We start from the raw sequence: 16,529 nt of genomic DNA, 5'->3' as shown, positions 1-16,529 counted from the left end.
CAGGAACATTAGCCTTCTTACCTTTCTACCTTGTCTACAGATTCTGTAAAGCAGTATGGAGTCAGGCAAAAAAGCAAAGGAAAAACTGATGACGGGAGGGCGGGGTCAAAGGCTCCGCCCTTTCTCTCTATGGAGGGAGTAAATGAAAACAATATGCTTAGACATTGAAACTTATTCCTCTGCCGATTTAAGAAAAACAGGTGTTTATCGCTATGTTGAGGAGGCGGATTTTGAAATCCTGCTTCTTTCTTATGCCATCGACGGAGGAGAGATAAAGACGATTGACCTCGCTCAGGGTGAAAAGGTGCCGGAGAAAATCATTCATGCCTTTCTTTCGGGTGATGTCATCAAATGGGCTTTTAACGCTCAGTTTGAGCGGGTTTGCATCTCGGAATGGCTGAAAAGACAAGGCTATGTATTAGAAAAACCGCTACCCTTTGGACACGATCCTGAATATCTGCACTACCTTGATCCAAAGTCCTGGTACTGCGATATGGCCTGGTCCGCCTATCTGGGGCTTCCCTTATCTTTGGAAGGGGTCGGTGAGGTTTTAGGACTGGATAAACAAAAACTAAAGACCGGAAAAGATCTCATCCGCTATTTTTCTCTTCCCTGTAAGGCGACTCAGGCAAATGGCGGCAGAACAAGAAACCTGCCCTCACACGATCCGGAAAAGTGGGAACTTTACAAATCCTATAACAAACGAGATGTGGAAACGGAACTTCTCATTCATGACAAGCTTTCCCGTTTTCCTATGCCGGATAAGGAATGGGAAATTTACCACAGAGATCAGGAAATAAATGACCTCGGCATTTTGCTGGACAAAGACCTCGCTAAAAATGCCATCCGGATAAATGAAGCCGTCCGTGAAGAAAGCATAAAAAAACTCAAACGAATCACCGGGCTTGAAAATCCCAATTCTGTCCTGCAGCTAAAAGAGTGGCTTTTATCAAGGGGAATCGCAACTGAATCTCTTGATAAAAAGGCAGTAAAAGCACTTCTTGAAAACTCTTCCGGCGATGTCAAAGAGGTTCTTGAAACCAGGCAGGAGCTTGCCAAATCCAGCGTTAAGAAATATGAAGCGATGAGAGACTGTGTCTGTCGCGACGGCCGTGCCAGGGGGCTTTTGCAATTCTATGGGGCCAACCGCACCGGTCGCTTTTCAGGAAGGCTCATTCAAGTTCAAAATCTCCCAAGAAACAAGATGGAAGATTTGGAGCTTGCAAGAAAGCTGGTCAAAGATGGTGACCTTGAATCCTTAGACCTGCTCTTTGATTCTATTCCGCAAGTCTTATCGGAACTGATCCGCACCGCCTTTATTCCGAAAAAAGGACGCATCTTTCTTGTTGCTGATTACTCCGCCATTGAAGCAAGAGTCCTCGCCTGGCTGGCGGAAGAAACATGGCGGATGGCACTTTTCTCTGAAGGTGGCGACATCTACTGCAGGTCGGCAAGTGAGATGTTCGGCGTTCCTGTAGAAAAGCACGGTGTGAATGCACATCTCAGGCAAAAAGGAAAGATAGCGGAATTGGCCTGCGGCTATGGCGGCTCGGTCGGAGCCTTAAAAGCAATGGGTGCCCTTGAGATGGGGCTTTTGGAAGAGGAGCTTCCAAACTTGGTAAATGCATGGCGTGCGACGAACCCTAATATTGTCACGCTTTGGCAGGACGTTGACCGGGCGGCTATATCTACCGTAAGAGAGCGTTCCAGGAAAAAGGAAGTTAAAAATATTCGCTTTCGCTATGAGTCCGGCATGCTCATTATCACCCTTTCGTCCGGCAGAGAGCTTTTCTATGCCAAACCCCGCATTGAAGAAAACCGCTTCGGCGGTGAGTCCATCACTTATGAAGGTGTAGGAACGGGAAAACGCTGGGAGCGGATCGAAACCTACGGAGCGAAGCTTGTCGAAAACATCGTGCAGGCTATTTCCAGAGACATCCTATGCAGTACCCTTATGACCTTTAAATACTCTGACATTGTCATGCATATCCACGATGAGATCGTCATCGAAGCTGATCCCCGCATGTCGGTACAGGCTGTATGTGAGCAGATGAGCAGGACACCAAAATGGGCTAAAGGCCTAAAGCTTGATGCGGACGGCTTCACTTGTTCTTTTTATCAGAAAGATTAATTGCCCAAAAACGCCTGATCTGTCCAAGGGGGAAGTGAAGGGAGTTTTCCCTATCACAAAAAACGGAGGACAGATCATGTTTTATACCAAATTGACGCTTTCAGAAAACAGTAAGGTTATTACCCGTCTATCTGATAAAAACGTCTACTCCATTTGCCCTAAATGCGGAAAAGAAATCCAGGTAAACCTAAGTGACGTTTTGAAAGAAGAAGATACCGATCTTCATACAACCTGTGTCTATTGCAAATCCTGTGCGGCCGAGTGGCTGGAGAATTGGGGTGTGAACGATGACTGAACGAGAACGAAACATCATCATATCCAGGCGAAGAAACGGTGACCCCATCTCCAGCATCGCTAAAGACCTGAACTTGAATGTTAATACGGTGAAATCTTTTTGCCAGCGCCAAAAAATAACCATTCAAGAGGCAGAAAAAGCTCGTTGCCTCTATTGCAATGGTGAGTTGCCGGACTATCAAAGCGGTCGCCCCAGACGCTTCTGTTCCGACGTTTGTCGGCAGGCGTATTGGAATACTCGGCAAAAGCAATACCGAACAGAGCATATTTGCCCAAACTGCGGCAAGACATTCAAAGCAAGAAAGAATCGTAAATACTGCTCCCATTCTTGCTACATAGCCTTTCGTTTTCGTGGTGTAAATGATGTATGAGGCTTGGAAAAAAGAAGCGGAGTATCAGTTGGCAAAGGCAATCCTGAAAAACTGGGCCAAAAAAGGATTGCTAACAGCCTCTGAAACAGATAGCTGTCTGGCCATAATCGGGCAGGAAATTAAGCCGCCGATTTCAGGTCTAAAAGAACCGAAAAAGCTTGATAATACAGGGTTTTAGAGCAAATATGTGATGGAAAGGAGGGCCTATGAAAGTAAAGAAAATACCCGCAAAAAAGCCATCAGCTTTCAAGCGGAAAAAGGTCGCTGCCTATACGAGAGTATCGACAGCAAGCGAAGCACAGCTTCATTCTCTCGGCAGCCAAATTGATTATTATAAAAAACTCATCCTCTCTCATCCGGAGTGGAAATTTGCCGGCGTATTTATCGATGACGGCATAACGGGCACCAAGAGCAAACGTCCGGGATTAGAAGAACTGTTAAGCACCTGCGATGCAGGAAAAATCGACCTGATTCTTACGAAATCCATTTCTCGTTTTGCCAGGAACACACTCGACCTGTTAAACATCGTGCGAGACCTGAAAGAACAAGGTATCGCCGTCTACTTCGAGCGTGAACGGATCAATACCCTGACCGCTGAAGGTGAACTTCTTCTTACTCTCCTCGCCTCTTTTGCTCAAGAAGAAGCCATATCGGCCAGTAAAAATAAAAGCTGGAGCATCAAGAAGCAATTTGAAAACGGAGAGTTGGTAGGCATGTCACACCTTTATGGCTATGACGTAATCGATGGAAACCTCGTCATCAACGAACACGAGGCTCAAATCGTCCGAATGGTTTATGAAGACTATCTGTCAGGATTACAGAGCGGAAATATTGCTAAAAAACTCAACGAAATGGGAGAGCCCCGCAAACAAGGCGGCAAATGGAAAGCAAGTGACATCAGAAGCTTACTGAAGAATGAAAAGCATACCGGCAACGCTCTTCTTAACAAGCGATACACCATTGATCCGCTAACCAAAGAGACAAAATATAACTACGGAGAAAGACCTCAATATTTCGTTCAAAATTCCCATGAGGGCATTATTTCATGGGAGCTGTTTGAAGCTGTAAAAGAAGAGATGAGACGACGGGCTCCGATCAAGAAAGCCCTGCCGCATCACGGCAAGCCTTTCACCGGATTGCTCTTCTGTGGAGCCTGCGGTGCTCCATTTAATCGAAAAAAGACGCCTGTAAGAGTATTTTGGCGATGTGCCCGCAACCTCGGCATGAGGGACGGAAAATGCGATATGAAGGGCATCCCTGAACAGGTGTTAGAAGATATGCTTTGTGAGCTTTTGGGAACAAATGACCTGAGCCATGAGAACATCACAGCCAAGATAAAAGAAATGACGATTACACAGCCAAATGAGATCGTCTTTTTTATGAAGGACGGGACAGAGGTCAAGAGAACATGGAATGATCGCTCCCGCTCGGAATCTTGGACAAAAGAAATGCGTGAGAAGGTCGCTGAACAAAACAGGAAGCGAGCAAGGCATGAATAAAAAGATAACCGTCATTCCGGCGAGAAAAAGAGCACAAGATAGTCTGGTTTCCGACCTGAAAACACGAAAACGCAAAGTCGCAGCCTATGCCCGTGTTTCAACGGATGTGGACGAACAACTTAACAGCTACGAAGCACAAATCAGCTATTACACAAAGCATATTCAAGAAAATCCGAAATGGGAGTTTGTGAAAGTCTATACCGATGAGGGCATCTCAGGGCTGATGACGAAAAAGCGTGAGGGTTTTCAGGAGATGATTGCCGATGCCTTAGCAGGTAAAATCGACTTGATCCTGACTAAATCAGTCTCCCGCTTTGCGAGAAACACCGTTGATACATTAACCCATGTACGCTTATTAAAGGACAAGGGTGTTGAGGTTTACTTTGAGAAGGAAAATATCTACACCTTCGATTCCAAGGGAGAACTCCTCATCACCATCATGAGTTCGCTTGCCCAAGAAGAAAGCCGGTCAATTTCCGAAAACGTCACCTGGGGGCAAAGAAAGCGATTTGCAGACGGCAAAGTTTCTATGCCCTACGGTAGTTTTTTAGGCTACAAGAAAGGGGCAGACGGAAGACCGGAAGTCGTGCCCGATGAAGCGGAAATCATCAAAAGAATCTATAGAGAGTTCTTGCTCGGTATGACCTATAACGGCATTGCTAAAAGTCTAATGGCGGATAAAATCAAGTCTCCCAGAGGCAAGGATATCTGGAGATCAACAACCATAAAAAGCATTCTGCAAAACGAGAAATATAAAGGTGATGCCTTATTACAAAAACGCTTCACGGTGGACTTTCTTACAAAGAAACAGAAAGTGAATGAGGGAGAAATTCCTCAGTACTATGTTGAAAACAGCCATGAAGGCATCGTCAGTGATGAGATTTTTGAGATGGCGCAACACGAGATAAAACGCCGAGAGGAAATGAAGATTAGCGGTTCTTCAAAGAACTTCTTTTCCGGACGGATCATCTGCGAGTGTTGCGGAGAAGCTTATACCAGGAAAGTATGGCACTCGACCACGAAATATCGCCGTTACATCTGGCAGTGCGGCAAGAAATACGCCGGGAGCGAACCTTGCTCCACTCCTCATCTCACCGAAGAGGAGATCATTGCCGGCTTTGAAGATATGGCAAAGAAAATAATGCTACAAAGAGAGAGCATCATTAAGCTTTGCAGAGAAACCCTAGCACAGGTTCTGGATACAGATGACGATAAGGAAAAGGTCAAGCAACTTGAAATCGAGCTGGATCAGGATTACATTGAGCTTGGTCAGCAACTCAGGATCATCGGAAAATCAGAGGACGAGAAAAACGAATCCTATAATAAGGCTCTGGCAGCCTACGAAAAGAAAACTCAAAGCCTTGCAGAGCTAAAAGAAATAATCGCCGACAAGGATAAAAGACGCTTTAATGCACTCCAATTTGCCGACAGGCTCGATGAAATCACCGATATTAAGTTCAGCGAGGAGTTATGGTGTAGTCTCGTTGATTACGTCAGCGTCCCTGAAGGTGATGAGAAAAAATTAATTTTTCATTTAAGAAGCGGCATTTCAAAAGAAATCTTGCTTTCCTAATATACAACTCCTTCATCACATCCCCTGTTTCTCTGGGGATTTTTCTCATTTTGAACAAGCGACACGAAACTTTCTCTTTCGAGTGGACTATCCACACGAAACTAAACAAGCGACACGAAACTCTGACTTTCGTGTAGAAGGTTTCACCTGCGAATGAAAGGGTGTAAGAAAACGCTCGAATAGTGGAAAATCAGGCCGTTTTGCACCCTTTCGTTTATTTAGTCTTATCGTGAAAGCCTCGGTATAAGCACCTTTTAGGCATAAAAAAAGACAACTGGCGGATTGTATCCGTTTTGTTGTCCTTTTATGCAGCTACTGTCGTATTATTTGAACTAGACAAATCTGCTGATCCTCCCCAAAAGCTCGGTACAGCTTGAGAGATTGCTTGAATCATTTCTTTACTTGATACACGACTTGCCTGACTCGAACCTTCTTCATAGACCGGTAGCTGTGTGTCCCAATCAGCTGGTAGGTCGCCAGAAAAGGCCGTCTCAAATTGTTTTGCCAGATCTGGATAAGCAACTTGATAGTTTTTAAATAACGCGTTCCAAGCTGTTTCCTTTGCCGCACCTTTTTGTATCAGCGCTTCTTTGAATCGTTCGGCTACCTCTTTGGGCACAGTAAATTCAGGATAGTCCCAGCCATAAGCTTCTTTGGCTGTTTCAATTCCATCCTTGCCAATCGGTGCTCCATGGACCGCAGAAGTTCCTTCTTTGGGAGCACCAAAGCCAATTACCGTTTTAACCTCAATTAGGGTTGGCTTCGCTGTTTCTGCTTTAGCTTCTTCAATGGCTTGATTGATGGCTTCCAAATCATTGCCGTCTTCGACTAAAAGATGCTGCCAGCCATAAGCTTGAAAGCGGGCACCAACATCTTCAGTAAAAGCTTTCGATGTCGGGCCATCTAAAGAAATATCGTTGGAATCATACAAGACAATTAGTTTCCCTAATTTTAAGTGGCCTGCTAGAGAGCTTGCCTCTTGAGAAACGCCCTCCATCAAATCTCCATCCCCACAAATGGTATAGGTATAGTGATCCATTACTTGATAATCTTCACGATTATAAGTTTGCCCTAAATGTGCTTCAGCCATTGCCATTCCTACAGCCATCGCAATTCCTTGACCTAAAGGACCCGAGGTCGCTTCTATCCCATCGGTATGGCCAAATTCCGGATGCCCGGGGGTTTTGCTGCCCCATTGCCGAAAGTTTTTTAGGTCATCCATTGTTACCTGATAACCCGCTAGATGCAACAGGCTATACAGCATGGCAGAGCCATGGCCGGCGGACAGAATGAAGCGGTCCCGATTCGGCCACTTGAGTGAAGTTGCCGGGTTGACCTGCAAATGCTTCGTCCATAAAACATAAGCCATTGGGGCTGCCCCCATGACGATACCAGGGTGCCCTGAGTTCGCCTTTTGAATGGCATCAATCCCCAAAGTACGGATGGTATTAACCCCTAATTGATCGACATGATCGAATATCAATACTTTTTCCTCCTACTATTTTTTTCAAAGAGACTGGTGAAAAAATCAGAGACTTACTCACCAGCATTTCTTTTACTTTTCTAGTTAAGCCTTCAAATTCTTAGTCACTTCAATAATTTGCTGCAGTCTGTTATAGTCGCTGCCAAACCTTCCCATTAATACACCGTTAAGCTTAGCCATTTTAATCATCGTACTACTATTTTCTGGACTGACAGAACCACCATAAACAAGGCGAATTTTCTTATCAGCATCTTTCCCGAAGATTTTAACAATGGCTCTACGTATAAATGAAACAACCATTTTAATATGAGGTGCACCAGCTGCCTTAGCAGTGCCTACTGCCCAAGCTGGTGTATAGGCAAGCACAATCTTATCTAAGTCTTCCTGCTCCACTCCATACAGTCCATTAAAAATATGTAGAAACAGTTCCTGCTCCAATTCTTGTTCATAGTTCGGGTATTTGACTTTATCAATAACATTGTCTGCATCTTTCTTTTCCAGTTCACCAATACATAAAATTGGACGAATGTTATGCTTCAAAGCTAATTTAACCTTCTGATTAATGATTTGATCGGTTTCGTTAAACAACTTTCTTCGTTCCCAATGCCCTAACTCTACAAAAGTTCCTTCCATATCAATCAACGACTCAATTGAAAACTCTCCGCTTAATTCTCCCTGCTCAATTGGGGCAATATTTTGCGCTCCTAATTGAACGGAAGTGTTTTTTAGAATTTCTGAAACGGGAGAAATAGTTCCCATTGAAGGTAAAATAACGACATCAATATCTTTTCCGGCACTTTTGTTCTCACTGATTTTGGTCGCAAACTCAATGGCTTCTTTCTTGCGATTTTGCCGCATGGACCAGTTCATTATGACAATTGGTTTCTTTTGATTTTCCATTAAAATCATCTCCATTTTTCTATTTGCTGGAGGTCGTAAAACAGCTGCAAAACTAACCTCTTCGTTTTGATTTATTGATTGGAGAATGCCGCCCAGTCTTTCTCGAATTGTTCGATACCCTTATCTGTTAAAGGATGACTCCATAGTTTAGGGAACAGGTTCCCTGGAATAGTCGCAATATCGGCTCCTAATTCCGCGACCTTCTCCACATGCTCTAGTCCACGAACACTAGCTGAAATAATTTCTGTTTCAAAGCTGAAATTATCTAAGACCGTTCTTAAGTTTTTGATTAACGTTGCACTGTCTGTTCCGATATCATCCAAACGTCCTAAGAAAGGACTCACATAAGTCGCTCCAGCTTTCGCCGCCATTAATCCTTGTGCTACCGTGAAAACCAAAGTTACGTTGGTTTTGATGCCCTTTTTCGTTAGTTGATTGACTGCTCTTAAACCTTCTTCAGTCATAGGGATTTTAACTACAACATTGGGTGCCCACCCAGCTAAAACTTTCGCCTCTTTAATCATTTCGTCGGACTTAGAACCAGTTACTTCTGCGCTTACTGGACCGTCAACGATTGAACAAATTTCTTTGATCACTTCCTCAAAATCTCGACCTTCTTTAGCAATAATTGTAGGATTGGTTGTGACCCCATCTACCAAACCTAACTCAGTGATTCGCTTAATTTCCGCAACATTGGCTGTGTCTAAAAAGAATTTCATACGATATTTACCTCCCTTCCTTAATATGTGTCAGCACTAACGGTGTTATCTAAACCCAAAACAACTGGTGTTGATTTGTAGCCAACTCCCATACGATCGATGCCCATATCAATCAATTCCAAAAAGTGTTCACGGGTACGAATGCTGCCGCTACCTTTGATTTTAATTCGACCTTTACATTGATCCATCATGATTTTAATCACTTCCTTGGTGGCTCCATTGGACTCATAGCCAGTAACAAATCCCGTACTTGTTTTAACAAAATCAGCTCCTGCACCAATCGCACATTCGCAGGTCTGGCGAATTTGTTCTTCATTCAAGGTATCTGTTTCAAAAATTACCTTTACAGCGGTTCCATATTTATGACACGCATCAACTACCGCTTTAATGTCTGTTGTGACATCGTCATATTTCCCGGTGCGAATCCAGCCATAGTTCGCTACAATATCCAGTTCGTAAATATCGCCGCGTTTGCAATACTCGTCGGCTTGCATTGCTTTTGATTTTGTCGTGCTGGTTCCAAAAGGAAAATCACAAACAACACAGATTTTAGTTTTTGAACCCTCCAGCATTTCTACCGCAATATCTAAAGACGATGGATTGATACAAATAGTGGCACAGTGGTAATCAATCCCTTCTTGAATATACTTGCGAATTTCAGCTTCAGTAAAATCTGGTTTTAAAACCGATTGATCAATATACTTACCTAATTCTTCAATCGTCATCTCTGATGCTTTCTTCTTAGTAGCATACCTCCTAAACGTTTTAATGTTTTGTATTTTTGCTACATTTTTAGTATAGAACATTTTCACTGCTTTGTAAATAGCAAAAAGTAGTAAAAATACATTAATGCTTATTTTGCCTATATAACAGTGTTTTTGACACTTAGAGATTTACTAGAAAAATTGACTAATCCAAAAAACATATGTACAATGTAGCTATACTACAAAAAAAGGATGAGGACATTGTTAGAGAATCAAACCTATACAGAAGCAATCAAGAAGAATTATTCTTCTTTGAGCAAATCAGAACGGCGAATTGCTGATTATGTTTTATCCAAAGAGTATGAAGTATCCACCCTGACCCTTTCAGAATTGGCTGAACGTACAAGTGCCAGCGATCCGTCAGTTGTCAGATTTACAAAAGCTATCGGTTTTAGTGGTTACAGCGACTTCAAATCACAAATTTTACGTGATTGGGGAAGAGAATCTTCTACCAATAGCAGCCAGATCCAAAAATTTGTGGACTTGAACATTTCACCTGATGACAACATTGAGGATCTACCACAAAAGGTGGTTAACGCCTCTATCAAAGGGCTGGAAGATACGATGAAAATATTTGATTACGCTGCCTATGATCAGGCGATTAAGACGATTATCGGAGCAAATCGAATTGACATATTTGGCGTAGGAACCTCCGGAAGTATTGCGTTGGATTTTGTTAGTAAGTTAATTCGGATAGGAATGGATGCCCGCTTTTTCTCAGACAACCATTTGGAACAGTTGAGCTGTTTATCCCTTGATGAGAATGATGTTGCTATTGCTATATCACATTCCGGCAGCACCATTGATGCAGTTGATACACTGAGAATTGCTAAAGAAGCCGGTGCTAAGACTATCGCCCTGACTAATTATAAGGCTTCTCACATCGCTAAGTATTCGGATATTAATTTGTTGACTGGTGATCATGAGACAACTTTTTACAGTGAAACAATGATCTCAAGGATGTCACTTCTTTCCTTAGTCGATATGCTCTATACTGGTATTCTGCTAAGTGATTATGAAAAATACACATCTATTCTGCACAAAGTGAATACCATGGTGGAAACTAAAAACTATTAATATTCAGGTTTCGATAGTTTTCTACTTAGCATCTCTTTACCGATCATCAGCTGATTCGTTACTTAAATCGCATTATTTTACCTAAAAGGAGGCAAAAGTTGCATTGACCCCCGAAGAACGCAGACAGGAAATTTTAAATCTTCTAGATGAAAAAAAGTTTTTATCAGTCGATGATTTATCCAAACTATTATTTGCCAGCAAACCAACCATTCGAAGAGATTTGTTGGTCTTAGAAGAAGATGGTTTTCTTCGAAGGACGGTTGGCGGAGCTGAAGCGATTGTTTCTAGCTTAGTAGAATGGCCTTTCACTATGAGGAACGCTAAGAATAATACCCAGAAATCTTATATTGCTGACATAGCACGGGATTTTTTAAAGGGTCGGGAAAATATCTTCATTGATTCAAGCAGTACTTGTCTCCATTTTGCTAAAAAGGTGGCCGAGTTCAGTGACATAAACGTTCTTACAAACGGCATTGAAACAGCCCATTATCTTTCGGAAGAAAGCAATAATAACGTGAGTGTTACTTGTGGGAAAATATACAAAAAAAGAAACAGTATTAATGGCCCGGATGCCTGTGAATATGTATCTAAACATCGAGCAAATATCGCATTCATGTCATGCCGAGGGATTACACCTGAAAATACCACTGAATTTACCATTGAGGAAGCAATGATAAAAAAATATTATAGTAATTATGCTGATCTCACCGTAATGCTTGCAGACAGTACTAAATTTGATGAAAGTTTCTTTTATGAACTATTACCCTTCAACTCTATAGATTTTATCGTTACTGATCGTAAACCCTCTGATGCTTATTTAGAGGCTGCAAAAAAATACGATATGGAATTCCTTTATTAAGATTCAATCAAAGTAAAACAAGCATTCAAAATGAACATCTGAATGCTTGTTTTTTATTTTGTATAATCGTTTGATGTGTGACTCCAAGATAGTATATTTCCTATGCCGATTTTCTCGAAATTATTCTTGTTTGAAGAAACATGATTTTTTATACATAGCTAGATGATTAATTAAAGAAATGAACATAAATTACTATACCCAGACCTATCAAAAATAAAGCCCCAAAAACGAGGAACAATCCAAAATACAATGGAACCAGTAAAAATTCATTTGTTTTATGAACTCTTTTGTAGAAGAATCCTGATACCAAGCCTAGAAATATCCACGCAAGATAGAAATGCCATACCATAAACTCACCTTCTCATTTATTGATAATCTATTTTACCGCATAAAAGTGTGTTATACCGCTAGATTCCATCAACAATGATCCACTTGCTATCTCTTTTTTCCACAAGCAAATCATAAGCAGTAGTCATTGTCGCTTTCGTTTCAGTATTCAGATAATCGACAACAGCGTGAACACTGATGGCATTCTCCGAAGTGAAATAATTAATGGATTGGATACCTGAGAAGATGTATTCTTTGTTGATCTCTTCAATGTTTGGTACATCGCAATAATATTGAAGCTCCGTCTTATTTGCTTTTGGATAAGCGGTAAAAAAGGTATTTAGAAATTGAGTGATTTCTTCTTTGTCTTTTGCCGTAACTGCTAGATCATCTTGTAACGGCTCAGATTTTACTTCCAACTTTTTAGGAAGTGCCGCCATTGCAGGATTGGACACGATAGAAATACTAGATTCACCATCTGTACGTAAAGTTAATGAAAAGGCAGCTTTTACCGTTTTAACTTCTGTCTGGCTTTCTGTTGTTTCTTCAAGTTTTTGTTTAACTGAGAACAATACTTGGTAATCCTGTTTGGTTAATGGTTCAATACTCCAAAGTTTTATATCCTCTACCGTTGATTTTGTCGGAATATCCGAGCGAATCATTTCTTGATTTAATTGCTGCAAATCATCCGGCAAATACTGTTTCAATTCTTCCGTCCGTTGTTCCAAAGCCTCTTTTGTAGGAGTCCAAGAGTAAAATACTTGGACGAACTCTTCCACATAACTAGAAACAAAGTTAGTATCCAGTACCTTCGTTTCAATCACTTTCTCTTCGTGAACCGTATGTTGGTCAATGGCGGTGAAATTTTTATAAATACCAAAAGCAACGCTAATGATCAATAGTGCCCATAAAGCACCCGTTGTCTTTTTTCGTAATCCGATCTTTTTTACTTTGATTTTTTTCATGTCATGATCCTTTCCACTTACTGTTTTACTCTTCCCGCACCAATCAAATGGGCTTGCCAATAGGCTTCATTCAAATCTGCATAACCGATAGGATCGCCGGCATGATACATCCGATTGTTTCCTACATAAATCCCGATATGAGTCACATAATCCGATGTTGCGTATGTCGAATGGAAAAATACCAAGTCTCCTGGTTTGGCTTCACTTAGCGAAAGATGTTGTGTGACGTTATATTGCATCTGAGCAGTTCGTGGTAAAGCTATCCCTGCTTTTCCATAACACCATTGAACGATGCCACTACAATCAAATGGTGGTTTTCATTAGATGATTAAAACTCGGGATCATAGAGAGTAAAAAGCTGATTGGTAGAAACACCGCAAAGACAATAAAGAGAATTTGTGAGAAAATCATGATCCCTGTCAGGATAAAGACAAAGACAGATATCTTTAGCTCTTGATAATTCTCCCATTTCGTGCCTATGCACTTATAGGGAAACGAGTCGCACCATATTGAATGTAGTCATTCATGAAGCGTTTCGTAGAAGGAATAAATTCTCTCTGCAACCCCAACATATCGCCAAAGGGACGAATCAATTTGACATTAAAATCATCATAGAAATCTTTGACTTCATTGCAGCGTTTCTTTAACTCGTCTAAGGTCGGTGCAGAAACACGAATTACATAGCTCAATTTGTACATGGATTCTTTTGTTTGATCCAAAGTAGCTTCTAACTCGTTAACTGAATCCAAGGCTTCTACTACATTATTCGCTGTTTCATTGTCACTTTCCCAAGCATGATTATCCAAATCCTTGAGTTCTTTCTTTTTATTCCGTACGGTTGTCAAAGCTTTGCGATTCGTTACCACCTCAATATTCATGGACGTATCAATTGGAAAAGAGAACTGTTGTTGCTGGTAATAAAACAATTCGCTATGGGGAAAATCCATTTCACCGACAATAGAGTTAATGGTAAAGTACGAGACAAATAGTTCGTTGTCTTCATTGGTGATTTTTAAATAGCGCTGTTTTTGCTCAATCATACAACGAGTCGGCTTAATCAAGTCGTATTTCTTAACCAGCTTTTGTCCGTCTATTTCTTCTGTAGGTAAATGAAATTCATAGTCTTCATAGGTTAATCCATCATTTCCATGCAAGTGTTCCAAAATATACCCGAAATCATCTTTGTGTAACGGTCGGAAATTAAAACGACGCAACAATTTGTTTTCTAATAGCCGCTCGAGCTTTTGATAACGTTCGACTTCAGCGGCACTCATTTGAACAAAATCGCCCATCAGGTTGGTATTGACGCCATGAACAAAATCTTGAATGCCTAGCACAAACTCATTCCAAATACTCTTTAGATTGACCTCTTGATCATTCAATACCAGTTTAAAGCCAATAAAGAAGCGATAATCTACTTGATTTTCACCAATCAAATCAATCAATGCCTCGGTTTGTCCATCAATATGTTGCAAGGCGGTTTCTTTTAGTTTTCCTTTGACTGTCGCTTTCGAACGTTCTTGGACTTCCTTGATACTAGATTCGGTACTTAATTGTAAGGCATGAATCTTCCCCTCCCGATATTGGGCGATTAATTGACGGAAATTATCATGTACTTTGAATTTCTCTTCTGGACTTAGAAACGAATAGTTGTAGGGAATTAATTCGTAGTAGGCAAAACATTCTCCTTCTTGATTAAACACGAGGTTCTCTTCCATATATTTAATTGGATAATCCAATGACTTCACTCCTTGCATACGTGATACGGACTTCCAACACTACCGCATTTTCGCTGACTTTCTTCTCGCCGTACATTGCCTTTGGGCTTGAATAATATCGAAAAATGGAACGAAGGAATCCGATTGGCTTCTTCCCATCAAAGGACTTTTGAGACATAAACCAAGCAATGAACCCTGGTATGCCCAAATATTTCAATAAGGCACCATCGATTAACGACAATGGGGGCACATTGGCAAGGAAGATTACCAAGAAAAGAGACAATACAAACCACGTCATCTGATTAAAGGTGATTGGAAACGGCAGCTTCAAATCATTGATGGCATAGATGACTTTTTCGACATTCCAAATACTGGTGTAGCTGCGTATTTTCTTCATGGTCCGTTCCTCCCTATTCCAAAGTAATGAGTATATCTTGGCGATTATCCGCCAATTGACAACGATAGATGATGAATGTATCGTAGCGAGCAACCCCGGTTTTAAATTCAGGATAATTAACCGTATGGAACCATACCGCATATTCTTTTTCTTCGAATAACTTTTCAGGAGTTAGATAATCGCAGTTTTCTTTGGCATCGGAAACAACTGCCTCAAATAATCTTTTTTTGAGTTGCTTTTTCAGTAAGGGAAAAGAGAGCAAATTGTCGATCTCTTCTTCCAAACGTTCAGTATTTTTGATTTTGTAGCGGTACATAATATCCTCCTTAGTAAAAAAGGCAGACCGAATGAACGATCTGCCCGTAGTATTATCCGGCGTATTCAAATACACCGTGTGAGGTAACCAAATAGTTCCCTTCAATTTCCATATCTCGACCTAGTGCTTGATAATCGAAATAGTAGCGCATATTTTCTGGTAAAGCATTCAGTACGCCCGTTTCCTCGATATAGTGTTCAGCGACATCTCGCATGGATTCACAATCGGCATAACAAATGATTTCCTCTTTGTGTTCCAATAATTCTTCGACATCCTTGAACCAAGTTCCCAAAATTTCTTGAAGTTCCTCATAAATCGGAGTTCCTTCAATTTCTTGGATCAAGTCATACAGATGGTTCAAATGATCGATTGAATCGTACTCATTAATTGGAAACGGTGCTTCGTAATCATGGATGGCAAATTCTTCATATTCTGCATTTAATCCAATCTTTTCAGCCACCTCTTCTTCATCAATGGGAAAGGAGAACCAGGCGCCAACCAGTTCTCCTTCATTGTATTTTCCTAAGTTGGCAATATAAACTTGCATATCATCGACACTCATGGTCATTTTACCCACCGATGACCGTGTTGAAGATGTTTAATAAGACATCTTTCACACCGGCCGTATTAAACACCAATCCGACAGCGATTGCCGCGACAATCAAGAAACCAATCAATTTAGAAAACTCTCGTTTGAATCCCAAGTACACACCGATGACGGCAATTGCTAGTAATACGAGGGATTGCGCATTACTAGTGAACCAATTAAATAAATTTACTCCAAAATTCATAGACATTCCCTTTCTCTCATAGTTTGACTTGTTTTGATCTCCTTCATAAAATTTTGATTTTTTTGCTTAGGTAAACCAACGACCTACTTGTTCTTTGTTTTGTTCCAGATAAAGCGCAAAAGCTTCCACTCGTTTGATGACAACGACCAGTGGAGCGTGGTCACAATACACCTTGAAGGCTGTTTTTCCATTTGGAAAGCATTGCATTTTATAAAAACTATAGACGGTATTCTGCTGTGAACTATCTTTTTCTGCTTCAACATAAAGAGTGGTAAACTTTCCTAGTGTTCGGTAATAGACAATCGTTTCTATGCCACATAGAAAACCACTTTTTCTCAAACGCTT

17 protein-coding genes and 3 pseudogenes are annotated in these 16,529 nt (G+C 41.1%); 8 read left to right on the top strand and 12 right to left on the bottom strand.

Going from position 1 to position 16,529, the window contains the following annotated elements; genetic code table 11:
* Positions 1–142: 142 nt before the first annotated feature.
* The 6 genes from AC4PHI_RS00670 (at position 143) to AC4PHI_RS00645 (ending at position 5,868) form a co-directional block, all read left to right on the top strand.
* Entirely contained in the window at positions 143–2,131 is a 1,989-nt protein-coding gene (locus AC4PHI_RS00670; protein ID WP_492200413.1) for a DNA polymerase, read from the top strand.
* A gap of 76 nt (positions 2,132–2,207) precedes the next feature.
* Positions 2,208–2,426 (top strand): hypothetical protein, encoded by a 219-nt coding sequence (locus AC4PHI_RS00665; RefSeq protein ID WP_492200412.1) that lies wholly within the window; start codon positions 2,208–2,210, stop codon positions 2,424–2,426.
* Positions 2,419–2,796, top strand: coding sequence for an RNA polymerase sigma factor sigma-70 region 4 domain-containing protein (locus tag AC4PHI_RS00660; RefSeq protein WP_492200411.1), 378 nt, complete (start codon positions 2,419–2,421; stop codon positions 2,794–2,796). Before AC4PHI_RS00665 ends, AC4PHI_RS00660 begins: the two co-directional genes overlap by 8 nt.
* Positions 2,786–2,974: a hypothetical protein gene (locus AC4PHI_RS00655; protein WP_492200410.1), complete on the top strand. Its 189-nt coding sequence runs from the start codon at positions 2,786–2,788 to the stop codon at positions 2,972–2,974. The genes AC4PHI_RS00660 and AC4PHI_RS00655 overlap by 11 nt, the downstream gene beginning before the upstream one ends.
* Before the next feature lie 28 nt (positions 2,975–3,002).
* Positions 3,003–4,295 (top strand): recombinase family protein, encoded by a 1,293-nt coding sequence (locus tag AC4PHI_RS00650; RefSeq protein ID WP_492200409.1) that lies wholly within the window; start codon positions 3,003–3,005, stop codon positions 4,293–4,295.
* Positions 4,288–5,868, top strand: a complete 1,581-nt coding sequence (locus AC4PHI_RS00645) for a recombinase family protein (protein ID WP_492200408.1) — start codon at positions 4,288–4,290, stop codon at positions 5,866–5,868. The genes AC4PHI_RS00650 and AC4PHI_RS00645 overlap by 8 nt, the downstream gene beginning before the upstream one ends.
* Before the next feature lie 307 nt (positions 5,869–6,175).
* Here the strand turns inward: AC4PHI_RS00645 and AC4PHI_RS00640 are convergent.
* The 4 genes and pseudogenes from AC4PHI_RS00640 to deoC all read right to left on the bottom strand — a co-directional run.
* Positions 6,176–7,348: pseudogene (locus AC4PHI_RS00640) on the bottom strand (transketolase family protein); the annotation flags it as partial.
* Between the two features lie 87 nt (positions 7,349–7,435).
* Complete coding sequence (locus AC4PHI_RS00635) at positions 7,436–8,251, bottom strand: triose-phosphate isomerase family protein (protein ID WP_492200407.1); 816 nt, start codon at positions 8,249–8,251, stop codon at positions 7,436–7,438.
* Between the two features lie 71 nt (positions 8,252–8,322).
* Complete coding sequence (fsa, locus tag AC4PHI_RS00630) at positions 8,323–8,970, bottom strand: fructose-6-phosphate aldolase (RefSeq protein WP_492200406.1); 648 nt, start codon at positions 8,968–8,970, stop codon at positions 8,323–8,325.
* A gap of 20 nt (positions 8,971–8,990) precedes the next feature.
* On the bottom strand, positions 8,991–9,695 hold the full coding sequence (gene deoC, locus AC4PHI_RS00625; RefSeq protein WP_492200405.1) for a deoxyribose-phosphate aldolase: 705 nt from the start codon (positions 9,693–9,695) through the stop codon (positions 8,991–8,993).
* 240 nt (positions 9,696–9,935) lie between these two features.
* Between deoC and AC4PHI_RS00620 the strand changes: the two genes are divergently transcribed.
* Positions 9,936–10,811: a MurR/RpiR family transcriptional regulator gene (locus AC4PHI_RS00620; RefSeq protein ID WP_492200404.1), complete on the top strand. Its 876-nt coding sequence runs from the start codon at positions 9,936–9,938 to the stop codon at positions 10,809–10,811.
* 103 nt (positions 10,812–10,914) lie between these two features.
* Positions 10,915–11,670, top strand: a complete 756-nt coding sequence (locus AC4PHI_RS00615) for a DeoR/GlpR family DNA-binding transcription regulator (RefSeq protein WP_492200403.1) — start codon at positions 10,915–10,917, stop codon at positions 11,668–11,670.
* A 407-nt stretch (positions 11,671–12,077) separates the two neighbouring features.
* Here the strand turns inward: AC4PHI_RS00615 and AC4PHI_RS00610 are convergent, their stop codons facing one another.
* The 8 genes and pseudogenes from AC4PHI_RS00610 to AC4PHI_RS00575 form a co-directional block, all read right to left on the bottom strand.
* On the bottom strand, positions 12,078–12,962 hold the full coding sequence (locus AC4PHI_RS00610) for a conjugal transfer protein (protein WP_492200402.1): 885 nt from the start codon (positions 12,960–12,962) through the stop codon (positions 12,078–12,080).
* 17 nt (positions 12,963–12,979) lie between these two features.
* Positions 12,980–13,270, bottom strand: a pseudogene (locus tag AC4PHI_RS00605) (C40 family peptidase); the annotation flags it as partial.
* A 183-nt stretch (positions 13,271–13,453) separates the two neighbouring features.
* Positions 13,454–14,701 (bottom strand): annotated as a pseudogene (locus AC4PHI_RS00600) (conjugal transfer ATPase TcpF); the annotation flags it as partial.
* Positions 14,685–15,077, bottom strand: a complete 393-nt coding sequence (locus AC4PHI_RS00595; RefSeq protein WP_492200401.1) for a conjugal transfer protein — start codon at positions 15,075–15,077, stop codon at positions 14,685–14,687. The pseudogene AC4PHI_RS00600 and the gene AC4PHI_RS00595, both read right to left, overlap by 17 nt.
* Positions 15,078–15,090: 13 nt before the next feature.
* Positions 15,091–15,393, bottom strand: coding sequence for a hypothetical protein (locus tag AC4PHI_RS00590; protein ID WP_492200400.1), 303 nt, complete (start codon positions 15,391–15,393; stop codon positions 15,091–15,093).
* Positions 15,394–15,445: 52 nt separating this feature from the next.
* A complete protein-coding gene (locus AC4PHI_RS00585; RefSeq protein WP_492201504.1) occupies positions 15,446–15,955 on the bottom strand; it encodes an antirestriction protein ArdA in 510 nt (169 codons plus the stop codon).
* Between the two features lie 7 nt (positions 15,956–15,962).
* Positions 15,963–16,184, bottom strand: a complete 222-nt coding sequence (locus tag AC4PHI_RS00580; RefSeq protein WP_207435002.1) for a hypothetical protein — start codon at positions 16,182–16,184, stop codon at positions 15,963–15,965.
* A gap of 66 nt (positions 16,185–16,250) precedes the next feature.
* Positions 16,251–16,523: a hypothetical protein gene (locus AC4PHI_RS00575; RefSeq protein ID WP_311055484.1), complete on the bottom strand. Its 273-nt coding sequence runs from the start codon at positions 16,521–16,523 to the stop codon at positions 16,251–16,253.
* Positions 16,524–16,529: the final 6 nt, after the last annotated feature.

The organism is Vagococcus sp. QWL-13 (genome assembly GCF_058683555.1).
The sequence above is the reverse complement of the archived record's forward strand: the minus strand, read 5'-3'. Positions and strand labels throughout refer to the sequence as shown.

Bases quoted from the DNA above. Each gene is read 5' to 3' on its own strand.
- AC4PHI_RS00670 (WP_492200413.1), top strand. From the start codon at position 143: ATGAAAACAATATGCTTAGACATTGAAACTTATTCCTCTGCCGATTTA.
- AC4PHI_RS00665 (WP_492200412.1), top strand. From the start codon at position 2,208: ATGTTTTATACCAAATTGACGCTTTCAGAAAACAGTAAGGTTATTACC.
- AC4PHI_RS00660 (WP_492200411.1), top strand. From the start codon at position 2,419: ATGACTGAACGAGAACGAAACATCATCATATCCAGGCGAAGAAACGGT.
- AC4PHI_RS00655 (WP_492200410.1), top strand. From the start codon at position 2,786: ATGATGTATGAGGCTTGGAAAAAAGAAGCGGAGTATCAGTTGGCAAAG.
- AC4PHI_RS00650 (WP_492200409.1), top strand. From the start codon at position 3,003: ATGAAAGTAAAGAAAATACCCGCAAAAAAGCCATCAGCTTTCAAGCGG.
- AC4PHI_RS00645 (WP_492200408.1), top strand. From the start codon at position 4,288: ATGAATAAAAAGATAACCGTCATTCCGGCGAGAAAAAGAGCACAAGAT.
- AC4PHI_RS00635 (WP_492200407.1), bottom strand. From the start codon at position 8,251: ATGGAAAATCAAAAGAAACCAATTGTCATAATGAACTGGTCCATGCGG.
- fsa (WP_492200406.1), bottom strand. From the start codon at position 8,970: ATGAAATTCTTTTTAGACACAGCCAATGTTGCGGAAATTAAGCGAATC.
- deoC (WP_492200405.1), bottom strand. From the start codon at position 9,695: ATGACGATTGAAGAATTAGGTAAGTATATTGATCAATCGGTTTTAAAA.
- AC4PHI_RS00610 (WP_492200402.1), bottom strand. From the start codon at position 12,962: ATGAAAAAAATCAAAGTAAAAAAGATCGGATTACGAAAAAAGACAACG.
- AC4PHI_RS00595 (WP_492200401.1), bottom strand. From the start codon at position 15,077: ATGAAGAAAATACGCAGCTACACCAGTATTTGGAATGTCGAAAAAGTC.
- AC4PHI_RS00590 (WP_492200400.1), bottom strand. From the start codon at position 15,393: ATGTACCGCTACAAAATCAAAAATACTGAACGTTTGGAAGAAGAGATC.
- AC4PHI_RS00585 (WP_492201504.1), bottom strand. From the start codon at position 15,955: ATGAGTGTCGATGATATGCAAGTTTATATTGCCAACTTAGGAAAATAC.
- AC4PHI_RS00580 (WP_207435002.1), bottom strand. From the start codon at position 16,184: ATGAATTTTGGAGTAAATTTATTTAATTGGTTCACTAGTAATGCGCAA.